General features: G+C 39.5%; 21 protein-coding genes. 20 read left to right on the forward strand and 1 reads right to left on the reverse strand.

Annotated elements, in window-relative coordinates; all coding sequences use genetic code 11:
- Nucleotides 1–695 precede the first annotated feature (695 nt).
- The 4 genes from ACPF7B_RS09195 (at nucleotide 696) to ACPF7B_RS09210 (ending at nucleotide 5,630) form a co-directional block, all read left to right on the forward strand.
- Nucleotides 696–2,321 (forward strand): multicopper oxidase family protein, encoded by a 1,626-nt coding sequence (locus tag ACPF7B_RS09195; RefSeq protein WP_490505508.1) that lies wholly within the window; start codon nucleotides 696–698, stop codon nucleotides 2,319–2,321.
- A gap of 195 nt (nucleotides 2,322–2,516) precedes the next feature.
- Nucleotides 2,517–3,278 (forward strand): methyltransferase domain-containing protein, encoded by a 762-nt coding sequence (locus tag ACPF7B_RS09200; RefSeq protein ID WP_490505509.1) that lies wholly within the window; start codon nucleotides 2,517–2,519, stop codon nucleotides 3,276–3,278.
- A gap of 175 nt (nucleotides 3,279–3,453) precedes the next feature.
- Nucleotides 3,454–3,771 (forward strand): HesB/IscA family protein, encoded by a 318-nt coding sequence (locus tag ACPF7B_RS09205; RefSeq protein ID WP_490505510.1) that lies wholly within the window; start codon nucleotides 3,454–3,456, stop codon nucleotides 3,769–3,771.
- An 80-nt stretch (nucleotides 3,772–3,851) separates the two neighbouring features.
- Nucleotides 3,852–5,630, forward strand: a complete 1,779-nt coding sequence (locus tag ACPF7B_RS09210) for an N-acetylglutaminylglutamine amidotransferase (RefSeq protein WP_490505511.1) — start codon at nucleotides 3,852–3,854, stop codon at nucleotides 5,628–5,630.
- 141 nt (nucleotides 5,631–5,771) lie between these two features.
- Here the strand turns inward: ACPF7B_RS09210 and ACPF7B_RS09215 are convergent, their stop codons facing one another.
- The gene (locus ACPF7B_RS09215) at nucleotides 5,772–6,194 is read right to left on the reverse strand and encodes an ACT domain-containing protein (protein WP_490505512.1); all 423 of its coding nucleotides are present in this window, start codon (nucleotides 6,192–6,194) and stop codon (nucleotides 5,772–5,774) included.
- Nucleotides 6,195–6,397: 203 nt separating this feature from the next.
- Here ACPF7B_RS09215 and uvrC point away from each other — a divergent pair, with 203 nt between their 5' ends.
- From uvrC to rpmF, 16 genes are all read left to right on the forward strand, one after another.
- Complete coding sequence (uvrC, locus tag ACPF7B_RS09220) at nucleotides 6,398–8,233, forward strand: excinuclease ABC subunit UvrC (protein ID WP_490505513.1); 1,836 nt, start codon at nucleotides 6,398–6,400, stop codon at nucleotides 8,231–8,233.
- Nucleotides 8,234–8,421: 188 nt separating this feature from the next.
- Nucleotides 8,422–9,798, forward strand: a complete 1,377-nt coding sequence (locus tag ACPF7B_RS09225; protein ID WP_490505514.1) for an MATE family efflux transporter — start codon at nucleotides 8,422–8,424, stop codon at nucleotides 9,796–9,798.
- A gap of 54 nt (nucleotides 9,799–9,852) precedes the next feature.
- Nucleotides 9,853–10,326, forward strand: coding sequence for a tRNA (adenosine(37)-N6)-threonylcarbamoyltransferase complex ATPase subunit type 1 TsaE (gene tsaE, locus ACPF7B_RS09230; protein ID WP_490505515.1), 474 nt, complete (start codon nucleotides 9,853–9,855; stop codon nucleotides 10,324–10,326).
- A 123-nt stretch (nucleotides 10,327–10,449) separates the two neighbouring features.
- Nucleotides 10,450–11,556, forward strand: a complete 1,107-nt coding sequence (apbC, locus tag ACPF7B_RS09235; protein WP_490505516.1) for an iron-sulfur cluster carrier protein ApbC — start codon at nucleotides 10,450–10,452, stop codon at nucleotides 11,554–11,556.
- 141 nt (nucleotides 11,557–11,697) lie between these two features.
- Nucleotides 11,698–12,264 carry a dCTP deaminase gene (gene dcd, locus ACPF7B_RS09240; protein ID WP_490505517.1) on the forward strand — a complete coding sequence of 189 codons (567 nt, stop codon included), beginning with the start codon at nucleotides 11,698–11,700 and terminating at the stop codon, nucleotides 12,262–12,264.
- A gap of 163 nt (nucleotides 12,265–12,427) precedes the next feature.
- The gene (gene map / locus ACPF7B_RS09245; RefSeq protein WP_490505518.1) at nucleotides 12,428–13,192 is read left to right on the forward strand and encodes a type I methionyl aminopeptidase; all 765 of its coding nucleotides are present in this window, start codon (nucleotides 12,428–12,430) and stop codon (nucleotides 13,190–13,192) included.
- A gap of 149 nt (nucleotides 13,193–13,341) precedes the next feature.
- Nucleotides 13,342–14,535 (forward strand): FAD-dependent monooxygenase, encoded by a 1,194-nt coding sequence (locus ACPF7B_RS09250; RefSeq protein WP_490505519.1) that lies wholly within the window; start codon nucleotides 13,342–13,344, stop codon nucleotides 14,533–14,535.
- An 81-nt stretch (nucleotides 14,536–14,616) separates the two neighbouring features.
- The gene (locus tag ACPF7B_RS09255) at nucleotides 14,617–15,831 is read left to right on the forward strand and encodes a UbiH/UbiF/VisC/COQ6 family ubiquinone biosynthesis hydroxylase (protein WP_490505520.1); all 1,215 of its coding nucleotides are present in this window, start codon (nucleotides 14,617–14,619) and stop codon (nucleotides 15,829–15,831) included.
- A 17-nt stretch (nucleotides 15,832–15,848) separates the two neighbouring features.
- Entirely contained in the window at nucleotides 15,849–16,100 is a 252-nt protein-coding gene (locus ACPF7B_RS09260; RefSeq protein ID WP_490505521.1) for a hypothetical protein, read from the forward strand.
- A gap of 9 nt (nucleotides 16,101–16,109) precedes the next feature.
- Complete coding sequence (locus tag ACPF7B_RS09265) at nucleotides 16,110–16,391, forward strand: cell division protein ZapA (protein WP_490505522.1); 282 nt, start codon at nucleotides 16,110–16,112, stop codon at nucleotides 16,389–16,391.
- A 60-nt stretch (nucleotides 16,392–16,451) separates the two neighbouring features.
- A complete protein-coding gene (locus ACPF7B_RS09270) occupies nucleotides 16,452–16,862 on the forward strand; it encodes an HIT domain-containing protein (protein ID WP_490505523.1) in 411 nt (136 codons plus the stop codon).
- Between the two features lie 46 nt (nucleotides 16,863–16,908).
- Nucleotides 16,909–18,024, forward strand: coding sequence for a YihY/virulence factor BrkB family protein (locus tag ACPF7B_RS09275; protein WP_490505524.1), 1,116 nt, complete (start codon nucleotides 16,909–16,911; stop codon nucleotides 18,022–18,024).
- Nucleotides 18,025–18,038: 14 nt separating this feature from the next.
- A complete protein-coding gene (locus ACPF7B_RS09280) occupies nucleotides 18,039–18,470 on the forward strand; it encodes a YcgN family cysteine cluster protein (protein ID WP_490505525.1) in 432 nt (143 codons plus the stop codon).
- Between the two features lie 13 nt (nucleotides 18,471–18,483).
- Nucleotides 18,484–18,963, forward strand: a complete 480-nt coding sequence (gene moaC, locus ACPF7B_RS09285; RefSeq protein WP_490505526.1) for a cyclic pyranopterin monophosphate synthase MoaC — start codon at nucleotides 18,484–18,486, stop codon at nucleotides 18,961–18,963.
- A gap of 74 nt (nucleotides 18,964–19,037) precedes the next feature.
- Entirely contained in the window at nucleotides 19,038–19,547 is a 510-nt protein-coding gene (locus ACPF7B_RS09290) for a YceD family protein (protein WP_490505527.1), read from the forward strand.
- 52 nt (nucleotides 19,548–19,599) lie between these two features.
- Nucleotides 19,600–19,794, forward strand: coding sequence for a 50S ribosomal protein L32 (gene rpmF, locus ACPF7B_RS09295; protein WP_490505528.1), 195 nt, complete (start codon nucleotides 19,600–19,602; stop codon nucleotides 19,792–19,794).
- Nucleotides 19,795–19,903: the final 109 nt, after the last annotated feature.

The following is a 19,903-nucleotide window of genomic DNA, read 5'->3' on the forward strand; positions in this document are numbered from 1 at the left end:
AAATCTAATTCACTTTGGAAGACTAATAGGGATCTTGACCTGTGATTTTATCGTTGCTGCTAATCTATTAAGTGTTTGAGAGAAGCGTTGATTGGTAGCTGTATAATTATCAATTAAGAATAATATAGATTGAAAGAGTGTTCTTTTTTGTTAAAGTAACTCAATGAAATTTAAAATCTTATTGCGTTTCTTTTTTTATCTGTTGCTGGGGACATATATTGTGTCGCCACTTTGGGGTACGCAGATAGGTTTTTCATTCGCTCACTCGATACATGAACAGCCTCTAATAAAGATAGAGCAGACCAAATCTAAGGTGCTGATTTCGCCAGATTTTGAGCTAAAAGCGAAGAATGCATTAACATCTACTCATCAACATAATGATGGAGTAAGCCATTGCTGCGACTCCTCAAATCACTGTTCTCATGGCTGTTGTGGGTTGTTAACCGCTCTTTTTGAGATTCCGTTTATTCGTCAAACGCAATCGAGATCGGTTGTGAGTTATTTTCATGTCTCATATATTCCAATATTGGATAATCCCCCGCCGCAATATTCATAATTTTTAAATCAACACTCGTAGTTTTACGAGAGGCTTAATCAATTTTTAAGGAACAAAAATAACATGGAATATAGTTTGAATACTCGCCATTTTCATAGTTTGTGTTTCTATCAATTATGAATATAAAAGGATTAATTTAATGAATAATGATAAACAAAATCACGCAATATTTCGTCAAAGACGTCAGATTCTTTTAGGGGGGATCTCTTCACTCGCGACTTTAACACTTCCGCTTGCTTTTGGTATGGATGATCACTCTGGTGCTAAACATAGTGGAATGGGAATGAGTGGTCATTCCATGGGGCAGGGAGCAATGTCACATGATATGCATAATATGAATGGCATGTTGCAAGAAGGCTATCAATTAGGACCGTTTCGTTTAACTAAAAAAGCGATCGCCGTAATGGAAGCAGCGTCAAAAAATTTAATGAATGTAGAAGCGATGCCAAAAGGTGTTGAATTATCCTCCATTCCTAAACTTCAGAATGAATCTAATAAAGCTGGTGAATTTAGAGGTACGCTTCACATTACGAATGGTGAGGTGGAGCTAGTGCCAGGGAAAAAAACTGATTTTTGGGGATATAATGGCATGTTGCCTGGGCCGCAAATAGAAGTTTTTGAGGGCGATCACGTTGTGATTGATGTGGTTAATGAATTAGATGAAGAGACGACAGTTCATTGGCATGGTCTTTTGACACCTTCAGATCAGGATGGAAATCCACAAGATGCGATAAAACCAAAAGGGCGTAAAACGTATACCTTTACAATTCCAGAAGGAACCGCCGGAACTTACTGGTATCATCCTCACGGGCATGGTACTGTTGCAAAACAGGTATTTAAGGGGTTGGCTGGAAGTTTTATTGTTAGAGCTAAGGATGATCCCTTTGCAGCCCTTCCAGAAAAACATCTTTTCGTATCGGATTTAAAATTACATTCTGATGGGAAAATAGCGGAAAATAGCTTTTTGGATTGGATGAATGGGCGAGAAGGGCAATTTACACTTGTTAATGGGCAATATAAACCCGAAGTGACAGTTAATGGCCCCACAAGATTGCGAATTATTAATGCTTCTTCTGCTCGATATCTCAATCTGGATTTCCATTTTTCACCAACCTATTTAGTCGCAAGTGATGGTGGTTTTATCGAAAAGCCAATCAAGCTTGATGAATATTTGCTATCACCAGCAGAACGTATAGAGATTGTTATTATCCCTAATCGAGATGCGCGTGTTGAGTTGACAAATTTAAGTTACGATCGACATAAAATGGGTGATAGTTCCATCGCGCCTTCCTATGCGATTGCAACACTAAAAATGACCAAACAACCGAACTATCAGCTTCCCCATAGTATTCGAACGCTCAATATTCCCGCTGGGCGGATGAATAAATATCGCTTAGAGTATACCGAAGCGATGTCACCCCAAGCGTTACAATTTTTAATTAATGGAAAATCACATGACATGGCGCGCGTTGATCTTGAAATTGCCCAAGGAGTGCCTCAGGAGTGGGAAATATTTAATAATACCCATATGGACCACAATTTTCATATTCACGGAACACAGTTTTTTGTGATCGAAAGAGAGATCAATGGCATTAAGGAATCAATTCCATTTAAGGCACGGAAAGATACAATGAATCTTCGGCCATATGAGCGGATAAAAATTATTTTTCAGCAAGATTTGCCAGGTATAAGAATGTTCCATTGCCATATTCTAGAACATGAAACATTAGGGATGATGGGGCAGTTAAATGTTCGATCAATGTAGGAATTTTAATAAGGCTTATAATCTTTAAGCAGTGATAAAAGGGGCTATTTTAATAGCCCTTTGTTAATTTATAGCGAGCTTCATCAAGCGTTGATTAATTCATGGTAAAATAAGGCCCATTGACGTTTGCAACTTGATGTCTCCTTTTTAAATTTAGACATCTCCTTTTGATTGATAATAATAAAAGCGAGTGATATGAGTATAGAAAAAAAACAGCCTAGAAATGTACTACTTCATAATTCGGAGCTCTATCCACAACATGCTTTTATACATCATGAGATCGCAAGGCGAATGGTGGAGTATTTAGAAGATGATTTAATGCCGGAAAGTATTTTGGTAGATGGTGCTTTTGACCATTATCTTACAGAGCTTCTTCATAAGCGATTTCCAGAGGCAATAGTGCATGAAAATCAAGGCCCGCTAGTTGGTATTCAGCGATATGATCTCATTATAAGTAATCTTTATCTGCAAGATCTATGGGAGCTTGAGTCCCAAATTCGTGCTTATCAAGTTCATCTTAATGCCAAAGGAAAATTGTTTTTTACCACAATTGGAACAGGGAGTTTTCCAGAGTTAAAAGATTCTGCAGGTCCGTTAGTTAATGAATTTCCCGATATTGAGGATATTGGTGATTTTCTCCACGCATTGGGCTTTAAAAATGCCGTACTTTTTATTGAAAAGATTACTCTCACTTATGAAAAATTATCAACATTACTCAATGATGCACGAGTGGTTGCGGGAAGGCCATTTGATCCTTTTAAAGGATTACGTACCCCGTCATGGCTCGAAGATTGGTTTCAGCGTACTGAAAAACTTAAAAATAATGAAGGGCTTTTTGAAATCGGGTTTGATGTGATCTATGCCGAAGGATCACTCTCGGATATTAAAAATCTGTCGGGTGAAAATAATGAAGTTTATGTTGATATTACGCAGTTGAGTACCCAAAAGAGATCATAAACGTTATGAAAACTCACATCGTTTTATAACGAGAAAACTGAGAAAGTTCCTCGTCAAGTAGGTCGAGTTAATGTAAAATAGCACTAATTTAGTTCTATTTTGCTTTTTATCATGTAGTTGTTTGTTTTATAAGCGATTAGCTATGATGAAAATCATCATTGTTGAAGGAGATAAAATGTTTACAGTCACTGATGCAGCAAAAATTCAATTAGCCAAGAATCTTCAAGAAAGTCATGCAGAAGCGATTCGTGTTGCGCTTCAAAAATCGGGTTGTTCGGGCTATAAGTATTACATTGATTTTTGTGACAAAGTTGATGAAAGTGTTGAGATTTTGGAAAAAGATCCCATTATGATAGTTGCCGATCCCGAGATACTGCCGTATCTCGAGAGTGTCACGCTAGATTATATCCAAGATGGCATTAATCGGATGTTTAAGTTTCAAAATCCTGCGGCAAAAGCAGAATGTGGCTGCGGTGAGAGTTTTATGTTGTAGATCTAATGAGCGATATTGTGAGCAGTATCGTGAACGATTTGCGCAAATTTTAGTTATTTAATGAATAAAGAGGAAAGATCATGAGCGGAATAGCCGGTGTAGTGAAATTCAATGAGACAGCTGTGGATGAGACATTATTACAAAAAATGTCTGAGCCTATCGTTAAGCGCGGTCCGGATGGTACATCGATATTTCGTCATAAAATGATCGGTCTTATTCATACCCGTTTAGCTGCTGTAAGTAATGGTGTTGAGCCATTCCATGATGAAGCACTTGGTTTAGTCGTTGCGACAAATGGCACGGTGTATAACCAAGATGAACTTCGTGAAGAGCTTCGTGAGGTGGGGTATCAATTTTATACAGAGTCTCAGGCAGAGGTTCTTACCAAGGCGTATCATTGCTGGGGGAATAATTTTGTTGAGAAGCTCGATGGCGCTTATGCGATAGCTCTTTGGAATGATCAAAAAGAAGAGCTCGTTCTTGTGCGCGATCGCTTCGGGAAAAAACCCCTTTATTATAGCTTTGGTAAATCGGGACAAGCATTCTATTTTGGATCGACTACACAGAGCATTTTACAGAGTAAGGATGTGGATACAGAGATCGATCCTAAAGCGCTTCACTTTATGTATTCGCTTCATGCTGTTGTCCCTGCACCGTTGACGATTTTAAAAGGCGTACGCAAAGTTGAACCTGGTCATTATATGATTGTTCGTAGTAACGGGATTGCCGAAGAGTGCGGTTATTGGGATCTTACTGCAAAACGTGATTATCCTGAAAATGATTATGAAACATGGAAAGAGATTACTGAAAGTCTCCTAAAATCTGCGATTAAAAAAGAGCTAGGTTTCGCTAATGAAAAAGTCGGAGTACTTCTTTCAGGCGGATTAGACTCAACGCTTATTACTGCGCTTGCGATTGAACAAGGCTTTAATGATATTAAAACCTTTTCTGTCGGTTTTGAAGATCAGCCAGAAGAGAAGGGTTCTGAGTTCTTCTATTCAGACCAATTTGTGGCGAAATATAAAACAGATCATCATAAATTTGAAATTCCTAATAGTGAAGTATTACGCCGACTACCAGAAGCTGTTAAAAACATGAGCGAGCCGCTCTTTGGGCAAGATGCGATTGGTTTCTATCTTTTGTCAGAAAAAGTTAAAACGGTGAGTTCAGTTGTTCAAAGCGGTCAAGGGGCCGATGAGTTATTCGCAGGTTACTTTTGGTATCCGAAAATGGTGGAGAGCGAAGAGTTAGATCCTTATCAGCGTTTTGCTCAATTTTATATCGATCGCGACCATGATGAATGGCTTCAAGCATTTACGAAGCAATATCATACCAGTGATATTGCGGGGGATTATATTCGAGATCATTTAACACGTTCGGGGGCAGAAACCTTTTTAGATAAAGTGCTTCGCTTCGATGTGACACGCTTAGCGGTCGATGATCCGATTAAACGTGTGGATAACATGACCATGGCGCATGGTCTAGAAGCAAGAATGCCATTTTTAGATCAACGTTTGGTCGAAATGACGATGGCGATGCCCCCAGAGTTTAAGTTAATGCACCATGGAAAAGGTATTTTAAAAGATATCGCTCGTGGGCGGGTGCCGGATGACATCATTGATCGACAAAAAGCCTACTTTCCCATGCCCGCGCTAAAATATGTTCGAGGCGATTTCTTAGAGATGATGCGCGATATGGTTACAAGTGATAAAGCGAAAGCGCGTGGGATATTTAATCCAAGTTATATTCAAGATCTTGTGGATAATCCAGAGGCGCCTTCAAGCTTTACCAATATTCAAGGGTCTAAATTATGGCATGCAGCCCTTTTAGAGATGTGGTTGGAGTCGGTAAATCTTTAAGGAAAAATGTAGTTTTTAGCTCGATCATGAAAAGGGAATAGATGCGAATTCTGTTCCCTTTTTTAACTGTTCTCTCATCCCGATATAGATGCTGTTCAATTTATGAGGGTAATATTACAAATTGTATTTATAACAAAATCGTTAGTGTGCGCTAAGTCCCTGAATTTTTGTTTGTAGTGCTTGCATAATTTCAAGTGCGGTATGAGCGTCGCTTTTATTGATCATAATATAGCTGTTGTGCACTGTTTGGATGGGTTTAATATCAATTCCTGCCTTGGCGAGCGCACTCGAAACAATTGCGGTTAATCCTGTACTCGCATCAGAAAATGGGACATCTAGCGTTATTTTACAATATTCCCCCTCATATTGTAGGCAGTTATTATCGGCATCTTCTTTACGCATTAGAAGGGTGATACCTTCGTTTTCACGAAAAAAAGCAATCGGTTCATAACCAAGCACTTTTAAGAGTGATTGTGTCGGTACACCTACATATACATAGGTCTCAGATGAGAGTGCTGGATCAATACTTTGCAGTACATCTTGTAGAGATATTCTATTAGACATAAGATAATTATCCTTTATGATTTGTCTCCAAACTTAACGGCGTTAATATACCACTTTAGAATTATTAAAGTATATCGATCTCCGCAATCCTATTGAGTTTGTTGTTAAGCACTTGTTATTTTCTATTTTAGGTTGCATTGATTGAAACATTGTTTAGGGTAGGACGTGATAAAGTAAGTTAAACACTGAAAGTGAGAACCAAGATGAGTTTTGATGTTGATGATTTTTTAAAGAATGCCCCGCAAACTTCGGGAATCTATGTCATGCGTGATATTCATGGTGATGTAATTTATGTTGGTAAGGCAAAAAATCTTAAAAATCGTTTAACAAGTTATTTTAAAACTAAACACCATCCCCCAAAAACTCAAGCGCTTGTTGCGAATATTGACTCAATTGAAACAACGCTCACCGCAACAGAAAAAGAAGCGTTGCTGCTCGAGAGCAATCTAATTAAAGAGTACCGTCCCCGCTACAATGTTCGGCTGATTGATGATAAAAGTTATCCTTATATTTATGTATCGGATCATCCTTTTCCGCGTTTTAGCTTTTATCGTGGAGCTCGCAAAAAACGGGGAAAAATGTTTGGCCCATTCCCATCGTCAGGTGCAGTTAAAGAAACGCTTAATCTTATGAAAAAAGTCTTTCGTGTTCGTGAGTGTGAAGATAGTTTTTTTGCACATCGAACGCGACCTTGCTTGCAATATCAGATTCAGCGTTGCTCGGGGCCATGTGTTGATAAAATTACGCGCTCGGATTATCTCGAAACAGTTCAAGAAGCCATGCTCTTTTTAAGTGGACAATCACAACAATTGGTAGATCATCTGATTACGAAGATGAATCTCTTTAGTCAAAATATGCAGTTTGAAAAGGCAGCGGAGATTCGGGATCAAATCCAATATATTCGGGAGATTCAAAGTGCGAGTATTATGGAGGAGAGCCGTGATTCGCTCGATATTCTTGCACTTTATGAGGAAGCGGAAATTACCAATATTGAGGTGATGACTATCCGAGATGGGCGGGTTTTAGGAACACGTGCTTATTTCCCTAAGGTGCCGAAAGATACAAAATTTGATGAGATTATGAGCGCGTTTATTACACAATATTATGGTGAACATCGATTACCACCTCGTAATATTATCCTCAATACTGAATTAGGCGAAGAGGAGCAGAGTTGGCTTTCGTTAGGATTAGCGGAAATTGTCGATTACCAAGTTCACCTGCAATATCCTCATAATATTCGTGGACGTAAACGAAAATGGTTAGAAATGGTCGAAAATAATGCTCAGCACTCCACAAAAATTAAGCTCGCAAGTCGAGCACAAGTGGAAGATCGGCTCTTTGCATTGAATCAATTATTAGGGTTAGAAAAACCCATTATGCGCATCGAATGTTTCGATAACTCTCATAGCTTTGGGGAGCGTACAGTTGCTGCAAATGTGGTCTATACACCGGAAGGATTTACGAAAAAACATTATCGCCGTTTCAATATCGAGGGAATCACGCCGGGAGATGATTATGAAGCAATGCGCCAAGCCTTAACACGCCGATTTAAAGGAAAGAACCCAGAAGAATTTCCTGATCTACTTTTGATTGATGGCGGAAAAGGGCAATTACAGATTGCGATCGACGTTTTGGATTCGCTTAATATTACCCAAATTTTTCTGCTCGCAATTTCTGAAGGGGAAGGAAAAGTTCGTGGAAAAGATATTATTTGGCTACGTGATAAAGCTCCTTTGCCTATTGATTCTAGTTCGCCAGCATTTCATCTATTAACGCAGATTCGTGATGAAACTCATCGATTTGCAATTGAAGGTCATAGAGCGCGTCGAGATAAGGCGCGCCGTCGGTCGTTATTAGAAGATATTCCAGGGATTGGTGAGTCACGCAGAGTGGCACTTTTAACCCACTTTGGCGGTTTAGAATCGCTTAAAAATGCAAGTATCGAGGATATTGCTAAAGTGCCGGGGATTAGCTATAAACTTGCAGAAATTGTCTATCAAGGATTGCGAGGTAACCTTCCTGAATCGGTGAAGGATTAACATTTACGGTCATTGATTCGGCAATCGATTTTCCAATCATAATGTATTGTATTGCGGTATTTATAAAATAATCACAAATCGAGTTATGAAATTTTCATAAGTAGGATAAAATGCCGGCAGTAATTTTGAATATCAAATATAACAAGAGGGGATTGCTAATAATCTCCCAATAAATAGAAGAGGTTATTATGAAATTTTTCGAACGTTTTCGCTTTCGAAAAGATGAACTATCGATGTTGTTTGCATTGACACTCCCCATCCTCATTACTCAATGGTTCTTGGTAGGAATGGGTGTTGTTGATATTGCGATTACGGGGCATTTTGATAGTAATGTGCAAGCATCTGTCGGTCTTGGTGTAATGATTTGGAACCCACTCCTTCTTTGCAGTACTGGTGTGTTGATGAGTGTGGCGATCTTTAGTGCCCATGAATTTGGTCGGGGTAATAGTGATCAGGTTGCCAATATTTGGCATAATGGATTGATTATTTCGACGGTATTGATTGTTCTTGTGGTCTTTATCATGAATTTCTTCTCCGAGCATCTTTTACGAATGTTGCGGGTCGAGGAGAGTCTAATTCCAGGTTCTGTCTCGTATCTTCGAGCGTTAAGTATTGGAGCCCCAGCAATTTTAATCTTTAATAGTTTACGTGCGGTTTGTGAAGGTGTGGCGCGTCCTATTGTCATTACTATTGTTTGTGGTGTCGGCTTCATCTCGAATGCGATTTTGAACTATGTATTAGTCAATGGTTTTGAACCATTAGCAATACCGAGTTATGGCATTATCGGCTCAGGTTTAGGAACAGGATTTACCTTTTGGATTATGCTTTTCCTTATTCTCTTTTTTACCTTTATTGATCCGCGTTTGCGTAATCTTCGCCTTGTTCGTAAGTTTGAAAAACCGGATGCACGTTTAGGTGAAATGGTGCGTGTTGGCTTGCCAAGTGGCGCAACGCTCTTTGCGGAAGTTGCGATCTTCTCTTCTGCTGGATTAATATTGGGGCAGTTTGGAACCGTTGTTGTTGCAAGTCATCAGATATCGCTTGCGATTACTTCAATGACTTTTATGATCCCATTGAGTACTGCAATGGCATTAACGGCGATGGTTGGGCAGCGAATGGGCCGTAGGGATTATGAGAGTGTCTTACGCATTAATAATATGGGGCGTTTTGTTGTGTTCTGTTTAATGCTTGTTACGAGTTTATTACTCTATTTTTCTCGTTACCATATTCCGCAACTCTTCAACAGTAATCCTGAGATTATTCATATGTCCGCGGGGTTAATTATCTATTCGATTCTCTTTCAATTACCCGATGGTTTACAAATTTCGGCAAATGGTATTCTTCGTGGTATGAAAGATACTAAAGTGCCGATGTATTTAGGAATTGCCTCCTATTGGCTCATCGCATTCCCACTCTGTTACTATTTAGGTGTTGTTAAACAACTCGAAGCCCCCGGAGTTTGGATGGGGTTGATTGTTGGTTTAACCTTTGCGGCGATTTTCCTGAATATTCGCTTAGCAATCCTATCAAAACGTCTTCCTAAGTCAGAAGTCAAAACGGCATAATGAAACAGTTGTTCGATATGTAAATGATATTTGGAATTAAAGAGGGTCATTACGATGAGTCGTTGGATTAAAATCTTATCTTCAGAAACAGAAACAGCCAGTTTTGCTGCTGAAATAGCAAAGTGGTTACAAGCGGATAAGGCATTAGCGGATTTTAAGATTTTTTTAAAAGGAAATTTAGGTGCGGGGAAAACTGCTTTTTCTCGTTTCTTTATCCAAGCCTTTGGTATCACGGGGTCTATTAAAAGTCCTACGTATACATTAATAGAGCAGTATGAGTTTGCAGGTGGAGTCATTTTGCATACAGACCTCTATCGATTAGCCTCGCCAATGGAGATTTATGATTTAGGATTGTTGGAAGAAGCAGGTGTTTGGTTAGTTGAGTGGCCAGAGAAAGGCGTAAATGTATTGCCTGAGCCTGATCTTGCACTTGAACTTGAGCGTCAGGGGGAGACATTGACAATGACATTAGAGGCAAAGAGTGGAAATGGCCAGCGCTTGCTTCAAGCGTTGAATGAAGAGTCTTAAGCATTTCACGAATCTAATGTGAATTAGGGCGAATATTTTAAGAGTTTTATGATCATCGGTTAATTTATTGTCTCGGCAATGCTAGAATAGATCGATGTTATCGATTCCAAAGAGGAGACAAGAATGACAATGACAAAAGAGATGGTTGAAGCAGTTATACGTCAATATCAAGACCATTATTTAGAAACAGATCTCATGACGGCAAACTGCGTTAAGTCGATCGAAATTGATCAAAATAGTACGCCACAAGTGAAAGTGGAGATTATTCTTGGATTCTATGGTAAAGCACATATTGAAGAGATAAAAAAAACTTTAGAGTCGATGATTGAGACAGAAACGGGAAGTTCTGTGGTAGTTAATATCTCTACTAAAATTGTTGCGCATAAAGTGCAAGGGCAATTACATGCTTTACCGAATGTGAAAAATATTATTGCTGTCGCATCAGGTAAAGGAGGCGTTGGTAAATCGACAACGGCGGTGAATCTAGCGTTATCGCTCCGTAATGAAGGTGCAAAAGTTGGTATTTTGGATGCGGATATTTATGGTCCTAGTCTTCCGACAATGCTCAATAGCCATGAAAAGCCTGTGTCGGTTGATGGTAAGTCGATGGAACCTGTCGAAACGCAAGGCTTACAAACAAACTCTATTGGTTATCTTATTGCGGATCCTCAAGCGGCAATTTGGCGTGCCCCTATGGCGGTTTCGGCGTTGGCACAAATGCTCAAAGAAACTAATTGGAAAGATCTCGACTATCTGATTGTGGATATGCCACCAGGGACTGGAGATATCCAATTAACACTTGCACAACAAGTCCCCGTATCAGGGAGTGTGATTATTACAACACCTCAGGATATTGCGTTACTCGATGCTCGTAAGGGGATTAATATGTTTGCAACCGTAGGAATTCCAATTCTCGGTATTATTGAGAATATGAGTTACCATATCTGCTCAAACTGTGGTCATGAAGAGGCTATTTTTGGCTCAGATGGTGGTAAGAATCTCGCTGAAGCAGAGGGTGTAAAACTTTTAGGGCGTATGCCACTTGATATTAAAATCCGTGAAGAGGCTGATCGCGGGAAGCCAACGGCAACAACATCTGATGATTTAGCTGCTCGTTATCGTGAAATTGCTATTAAAATGATGGCGGAATTGTCACTTCGTGATCGTGATAAAATGGCCGGTTTTCCTAAAGTAGTTGTACAACAATCTCAAGGCAAAGAACTTAAATAGAGTTTGTGAATAGCACTTTGAAGGGGCACTTAGAAGAATCACTAAGTGCGACCCGACCTTTAGAAGGTAAGATTTTGATTCTAACAAAATTGGTTTTACAGAGAATAATGCATTATTTCAGATCAAACAGAAGGAAGATCTATGTCGATTAAAGCAGATCATTGGATACGGGAACAAGCTGAAAAATATGGAATGATTGAGCCGTTTGAGCCAGGGCAAGTGAGAGAAAATGAGAAAGGGCGAATTATCAGTTATGGTACGTCGAGTTATGGCTACGATGTTCGTTGTAGTAATGAATTTAAAATTTTCACTAATATTAATTCCAGTGTCGTAGATCCTAAAAATTTCGATAAAAATAGTTTTGTCGATGTTGTTTCTGATGTTTGCATTATTCCACCTAACTCATTTGCTCTGGCTAGAACCGTGGAGTATTTCCGTATCCCACGTTCGGTATTGACCATCTGTTTAGGGAAATCAACATATGCGCGTTGTGGTATTATCGTCAATGTAACACCGTTAGAACCAGAGTGGGAAGGGCATGTAACTTTAGAGTTTTCAAATACAACACCGCTTCCCGCAAAAATTTATGCGGGCGAGGGTGTTGCACAGATGCTCTTTTTAGAATCTGATAAGGCCTGTGAAACGTCTTATAAAGATCGTGGCGGTAAGTATCAAGGGCAAACAGGGGTCACACTTCCTCGTACGTAATTGAATCGCAATAATAAATGTGAGCTCCTAATGGAGCTTTCATTTTATGATGAACTTGAAAATTTTCGATACAAAATCCGGTATAATAGTTTTAAAAATATATTATCAATCAGTGGCAATATGCTGTAACAAAGTAAATTGTCGTTAGAAAGAAGGGAATTATATGTCTCAAATTTATATCAAAGATCAACAACAGATCGATGGTATTCGTAAAGCAAATCAAGCCGTCGCAAATCTTTTAAAGCGCATTAAGCCGTATGTAAAAGCAGGAGTGACTACAAAATCGTTAGATGAGTTAATTTATAGTTGGATGCTAGAAGATGGGTTAACATCCGGTAGTTTAAATTACGGTCATCCCCCATTTCCCGGTGCAACGTGTATCTCTTTAAATCATGTTGTTTGTCATGGTATTCCGGGGGAACGGGTATTAAAAGATGGCGATATATTGAATATTGATATTTGTCTTTCAAAAGATGGATATTTTGGTGATAGTAGCCAAATGTTCTGTGTTGGTGAACCTTCAATTTTGGCAAAGCGTCTTGTGGATGTGACATATGAATGCATGATGCTTGGGATCGAAGAAGTAAAACCGGGGGCGCCATTTCGTAATATTGGTCGTGTAATACAGAAACACGCACATGCGCATAATTACTCAGTTGTTCAAGATTTTTGTGGGCATGGCGTTGGATTAGCACTTCATGAAGCTCCGCAAGTATTACATTATGATTCACCGCTTGTTACAGAAATTATGGAGCCTGGAATGATCTTTACCATTGAACCGATGATTAATGTTGGAAAATCAGCGGTAAAAGTACTCAATGATGGTTGGACTGCGGTAACACGTGATCGTTCCTTAACTGCACAATGGGAGCATGCAATCTTGGTAACGAATGAGGGGTATGAAATCCTTAGTCTACCGACGGAATAAGAAAATCTGATTGATTTGGAAGTGTTCTTTATGGGGGCTTCTCTAAGACTATTGAGTGGATAAACTGCATGAAACTTGTGGTGTATCAATATATTCCTGTTGAAGCTCGCATAGAATAGATTCTATGCATTTTGAAAGGTGATAAAAGCATGGCGATAAGAGAGAAACAGATTTTAATTTCCGGTGCAGGGCCTATTGGGCTCTCATTTGCATTAGGATTAAAAGATTCTTCACTGTCGGTTGTTGTTGTGGATCAACATCAGCGGCCGGATCATGTTTTATTGGAAAAAGATACGCGGATGATTGCTTTGTCTCATCGTTCGGTAAAATTTTTAGAGTCTGTTGATGTTTGGCAAGCCATTGAGCCTTTCTCTACGCCGATTCAATCAGTACAAGTTTCTGAAAAAGGTTATGCAACAAAAGTTGAAATGTTCGCTTCTGAACATAATTTGTACGATTTTGGGGCGCTTGTTCCCTTGGGGCGACTTGTTCTTGAAATGCTCAATGAATTAGAAAAATATGCACAGATCACTTATCTTGATGAGACTCGCTTGGTGAATTATACGCTTGAGCCGGAAGTAAGCGCAGGAATTACACGTACAGTTGCTAAAGCAACGTTGGTTTCTAAAGGCGAAAAAGAGGATGTAATTTATGATTGGATTCTTGCCGCTGAGGGAATGAACTCTCATCTTCGAACAATATCCGGTATTGAGACTTATTATCGCGATTACGATCAAATTGCAGTTATCGCACGTGCCCGTTTTGAAAGACCTCATCATAATATGGCCTATGAACGCTTTACCAGTGATGGTCCAATAGCGTTATTGCCCGTTGGTAGTCATGAAATGGCGATTGTGATGATTGCAAAACGTGATGAGCATGATCGTTGGGAAAAGGCATTGGATGAAGTCTTTGCAAATGAAGTGATCTACCGAGTAGGATTAGATCTTGGTGATATTGAATCTGTGACCGATCGCCATATTTGGGGCTTAAGTTTGATGGTTCCTAAAACGGTCTGTAAGCCCTGCTTAACATTGGTAGGGAATAGTGCTCACTCTCTACATCCTATTGCAGGCCAAGGATTAAATTTAGGTTTTAGAGATTGCGAGTTGTTGCTGCCATATTTTAAAAATGGAGCTATCCCAACGATTGAAGATCTTGAGCGTTATCAACGGGAACGGCATTCTGATGTTATAAAGGTTGTTGGTTCGACGGATTTTCTCGTTCGAAGTTTTGGTCTTGATTTACCGGGAGCATCCCATCTTCGTAATATTGCTTTGCGAACAATTAATGCTATTAAGCCGCTTAAAGATCGAATTGCTCGATTTGGAATGGGATATTAAGGGAATCTGTTTTAAACGTGCTGATGAGTTAAGCACATACACGAATCGTTAATCGCTAGATGGAACGAAGAGGAAAAGCGTATGAGTAATCGTTTTGATGTCATTATTAATGGGGCCGGGTTGGTCGGTTCAAGTATTGCGATTGGACTTGCAAAAGCGGGCTTTAAAGTATTAGTGATTGAATTTCATCCTTTAGCTCAACTCTACCCCAAAGATGATTATGGTCTTCGTGTGTCGGCATTTACTCCTTCAAGTAAAAAATGGCTTGAATATGTGGATGCATGGGATGGGTTGTTGCATACTGGTCGAATTACCCCATTTTTACATATGCATGTTTGGGATTCTGGTGGACGCGGGGAGCTAACCTTTGATGCTGAAGGTACTGGTTCAGATGCACTTGGTTGGATTATGGATAATGAGGCGACACAAGGTGTATTGCTTGATAGAGCGCAGCAGCTCGATCTCATTACAATTTTTGATCAAACGAAGCTAGAGTCATTCGAACGTCTCGGTAATGGTGATGTAAAAGTGAAGCTCAATAATGGTGAAGAATATGTATCAGAGCTCATTATTGGTGCAGATGGAGGACGATCATTAGTGCGTGATTGGGCCAATATACCGACGACAGGTTGGAGTTATGGTCAAAAAACTATTGTGGGTCAGGTTCGTCCTGAAAAAAGCCATGAAAATAGTTGTTGGCAACGTTTTTTAGATAATGGTCCTTTAGCATTATTACCGCTGAATGATGGACGTTGTTCATTAGCGTGGCATACAACATATGAAGAAGCGGATGAGCTCTTAGCGCTTTCACCGGACGCGTTTTCAAATCGCCTTTCTGAAGGATTTGAATGGAAGTTTGGTCGTATTGAGATTGCTGGTGAGTTAGGCGCATATCCACTTCGACTGAATCATGCACAAACGTATGTTCGTGAGAATTTTGCGCTTGCAGGAGATGCGGCACATTCTATCCATCCTCTTGCAGGATTAGGAGTGAATATTGGATATTTAGACTCGGCAACATTAGTTGAAGAGTTGATTAATGCGAAAAAAGCAGGTATCCAATTAGGCGACCTAACGATGCTTAAGCGCTATGAAAAGCGTCGTAAGGCTCATAATATGTTAATTATGGGATCGATGGATCTATTTAAACGTAGTTCTACAAGCTCTTCAACGATTATTAAAGGCGTTCGAAATCTTGGACTATCGGCGGCGGATAAATTACCATTTGTAAAAAAACGCCTAGCAAGAATGGCAATGGGTTATTATGGTGATATTCCAGAATTTGTTAAACCGTAACCATAGAGGTTAAAACTGTGTCAGAAACATTAAATACTGCTTTTGAGACGCTTGAACGTAAGATTATTGCGTTAGGAGAAGAGAAAAACCGTTTAGCGACAGCATTGCAAGAGTCGAAAGAACGCTTTGTGTCGTTAGAAGGTGAGTTTAGTGTATATCGTCAGACAAGTGAGCAAGAAAATGCTCGTCTTGCAGCAGATAATGCGCTTTTGTCAGAAAAGTTAAATAAATTGCTCTCACGTGTTGAGTCAATGAAACAGAATATGTAGGAGTAAAAGATGTCAGAAACGGTTGTAGTTCCTGTCCGTATTGCAAATGAAGAATATCCTATCAGTACGCCGGAGTCAGAAGTTGAGGTATTAAAGCAATCGGCTGAGCGTCTTGATAAAGAGATTGCGAAATTACGCGAAAAGGGTCGTTTATCACTGGAAAAAGCTGCGATTATGGCAGGGTTAATTCTTGCAAGTGAACTTGTCCGAGCGGAGAAAGGGATTGAGCTTTCCGAGTATAAGTTGCGTGAAAAACTGATGATTTTAAGCCGTAAGGTCGATGAGTTTTAGATTGTACGCATAAGTTCATCGAATGCGGAATTATTACTGACTGATAATTGTGAGGGTAGAATGAAATTAAATGAAGAGTTGGCGAAAAATAGTCGTTTAGTGACGGATTTACCACTTTGCCAAGTGCGTATTCAGAACGAGGCACGTTTTCCCTGGATCATTTTAGTACCTAAGCGAGAGAATATTGAAGAGATCGTTGATCTTTCAATTGAAGATCAGGAGCAATTATTGAGAGAAGTTCGCATGGCATCATTTGTCATGCAAGAGGCATTTGATGCAGATAAACTCAATATTGGAGCGCTAGGAAATATTGTTCGTCAATTACATATTCATGTGATTGCACGCTATGAAACAGATCTTGCATGGCCGAATCCTGTTTGGGGATATTTTGAGCTCAGTACTCAATATGGAGCGGATGCGCTTGAGCGAAGAATAACGCTGATTAAAGATGCTTTTGAAAAACTTGTATAATTCGTCGATAGATCAGTCACGTGGCTGAGTCCTATAAAAGAAGCCTATGATAAAATCAACAATTATAAAACTAGATCAATGGCTCTGGTCTGAGACCGGAGCATTTCTTTACCTTCGTAAGATAATGCAGTTGCTCTATCGAATTATTCTACAGTATAACGAAGCAAACTTTAAGGAGCGGGCGCAAGCGTTAACTTATACGACGATGCTCTCGATTGTACCATTGCTGGCGATTACATTTTCGATATTAGCAGGTTTTGGTGTGCACAATGAACTTGAGCCATTAATGTTAAAGGGACTTGCTTTTCTAGGTGATAAAAACGCAAATGACTTTGTCGCTATACTCGTTAGCTTTGTAGAGAATACGCGTGGCGTAATTCTTGGGGGTGCGGGTCTTTTAGTGCTCCTTTATACGGCGATTAATCTTATGACCACGATTGAATCTGCCTTTAATCGAATTTGGCGAGTGGCAAGAGGACGTTCACTTCGTGAGCGTCTACTGAACTATGTTGTGGTTGTTTTAATTGGGCCTGTATTAGCGTTTATTGCCTTCTCTTTCTTCTCAAGCTCTATTGTCCTGCGAGTTAGTGGGTTTGTGACTAATCCAGTGATTAATTTTTTATTAGGGCAAGCTTTTACGATTGGTGTTGTCACATTAGCCATTTGGCTTGCTTATATTTTTATTACCTATCGTAAAGTCAATTTATTACCTGCATTGATTGGTGCTTTTATTGCATCGAATGCGTGGTATTTTACTGGAAAATTATTCACGCAATTTGTTGTGATGTCAGGGAAACAATCACAAATATATTCAGGTTTTGCTGGAGTTGTTCTTTTTATTATGTGGATGTATCTCTCTTGGCTGATTATCCTTGTGGGAAGTCAAATCGCTTTTTATTTGCAGTTTAGAGATAAAATTACGCATGATGATGATCTTTCTGAAAAACCAAGTCGTGTAGAAGTCTCGCTTTGTTTAGAGGCAAAAGATATGGATCGTCAAGAGTGGTATGTTAAAGCGTTAGCAAGTCGTGCTGGTTGTACAATTTTAGAAGATCAAAAGGAAGATTCGGAGTCTGTCATTACAGTGACGAAAGCACCGGATGGTAAGGTTTTTGTAGAGAATGAGCTAAAAGTAGCTCCTGAAAATTTGGTAAAGAATTAAAAAGAGGTTAGAGCGTGCGAGATCAGTTTTGGGAGCTTCCATTAACAGCGCTCAACTTGTCTGAGTGGGAAGCATTGTGCGATGGATGTGGCACTTGTTGTTTTAATAAATTGGAAGATGATGAAGGTGAGATTTATCATACCGAAGTTGCATGTGACCTTCTTAATTTAGAAACAGGTAGTTGTAGTTGTTATCCAACGCGTCAAAATTATGTGCCGCTCTGTATTGATTTAACTGTCGATGATATTCCACAGCTTCGTTGGCTTCCAGCTACTTGCGCTTATCGTTTACGCTATGAAAATCAACCTTTGCCACAGTGGCATTATCTTATTTCTGGTGATCGATCGTTAGTTCGTTTGGTCTACCCGCTTGACCAATCATCCTATATTCATGAATCAGAGATGGAAGAAGGGATGACGCTCGAAGATTACATTATTGAAGATTAAGGGAGATTTATGTATGGGAAAGAGTCAATTAACCCATTTGAATGATGCCGGCGAGGCGCATATGGTGGATGTGAGTGATAAATCTGTAACTAAAAGAACAGCGGTTACATCTGGTTTGATTTCAATGAATGAAGCAGCTTTTACTGCATTGCGAGAAGAGAAAGTTTCAAAAGGAAATGTTCTAGGAGTTGCTCGTATTGCGGCGATTCAAGCGGCGAAGAAAACATCAGATCTTATTCCGCTTTGTCATCCACTGCCTTTAACAAAAGTGAATGTTGAATTTGAGCTATTACCTGATCAAAATAGCGTACAGGCCGAGGTTGAAGTCTCTACAAATGGAGTGACTGGTGTTGAGATGGAAGCTTTAACCGCAGTTTCAGTTGCCTTACTGACGATTTATGATATGTTAAAGGCGATTGATAAACGAATGATGATCTCTGATATTGCCCTTTTGAGTAAAAAAGGGGGCAAAAGCGGTGATTTTGTTCGTTAGTACGAACTGATTTATTGCAAAAAATTGTGCGATAGATTAATATGTCCCTCTTTTATTAGAATTGATGGTGTTCTTTGAATTACTCTACATTATCTATATGGCAAGCCATAGACCAAAAGTTTGAGATAGAGAATGATCGTTTACCGAGCAAGCTCTTTCCTCGACTAGAAGCAGCAGTTGAGCAGGTTAATGGTGATATAATTCTGTCATTTACAGCAGGTGTGGATGACAAACAACAAAAGAGCATTATCGGGCGTGCGTCCGTCAATGTTGATGTTGAATGTCAGCGGTGTCTTGAGCCATTTGCGATGGATGTGGAAGCGAACTTTCGTTGGGTTCCTGTTAAAAGCGAATATGAGGCAGAGCTAATTGGGGATGATGCAGATGTCATTGTGGTTGAGGAGGTTGATCCGGTTGATTTCCTCTATCATGTGGAAGATGAACTTCTGATGGCTTTACCAATTATTCCTTATCATGCAGATGATGTGCCGTGTGAAGGACGTGAGTTTTTAAAGAATCAAGAAGTGCCGGAAGAAGGGAAAAAGAAAAATCCTTTTTCAGTTCTGACAGATCTATTGGACTAGGTAGTAGTAACTATCTGCTTAAGAGAATTAGTGTAATTTAGGAGTTGTTAAAATGGCTGTACAAAAATCGAAGGTAACTCGTTCAAAAAGAGGAATGCGTCGTGCGCATGATTTCTTGACTGCGCGTCCTGTAAGTGTTGATAAAACATCAGGTGAGACACATTTACGTCATCACATTACTGCAGACGGTTATTACCGTGGCCGTAAAGTGATCACTAAAAATGAACAAATTGTCGATCAAGAGTAATCCTTAATTATTTTTATTAGGATCGATAGACGTTTATCGAAAAACCTACGCCAAATCTTGATTGAAGATAGCGTAGGTTTTTTATTATTTTTGTCGTAAAAAGATATTA

The sequence above is a fragment of the Ignatzschineria sp. 22MB058224 genome (assembly GCF_058188435.1).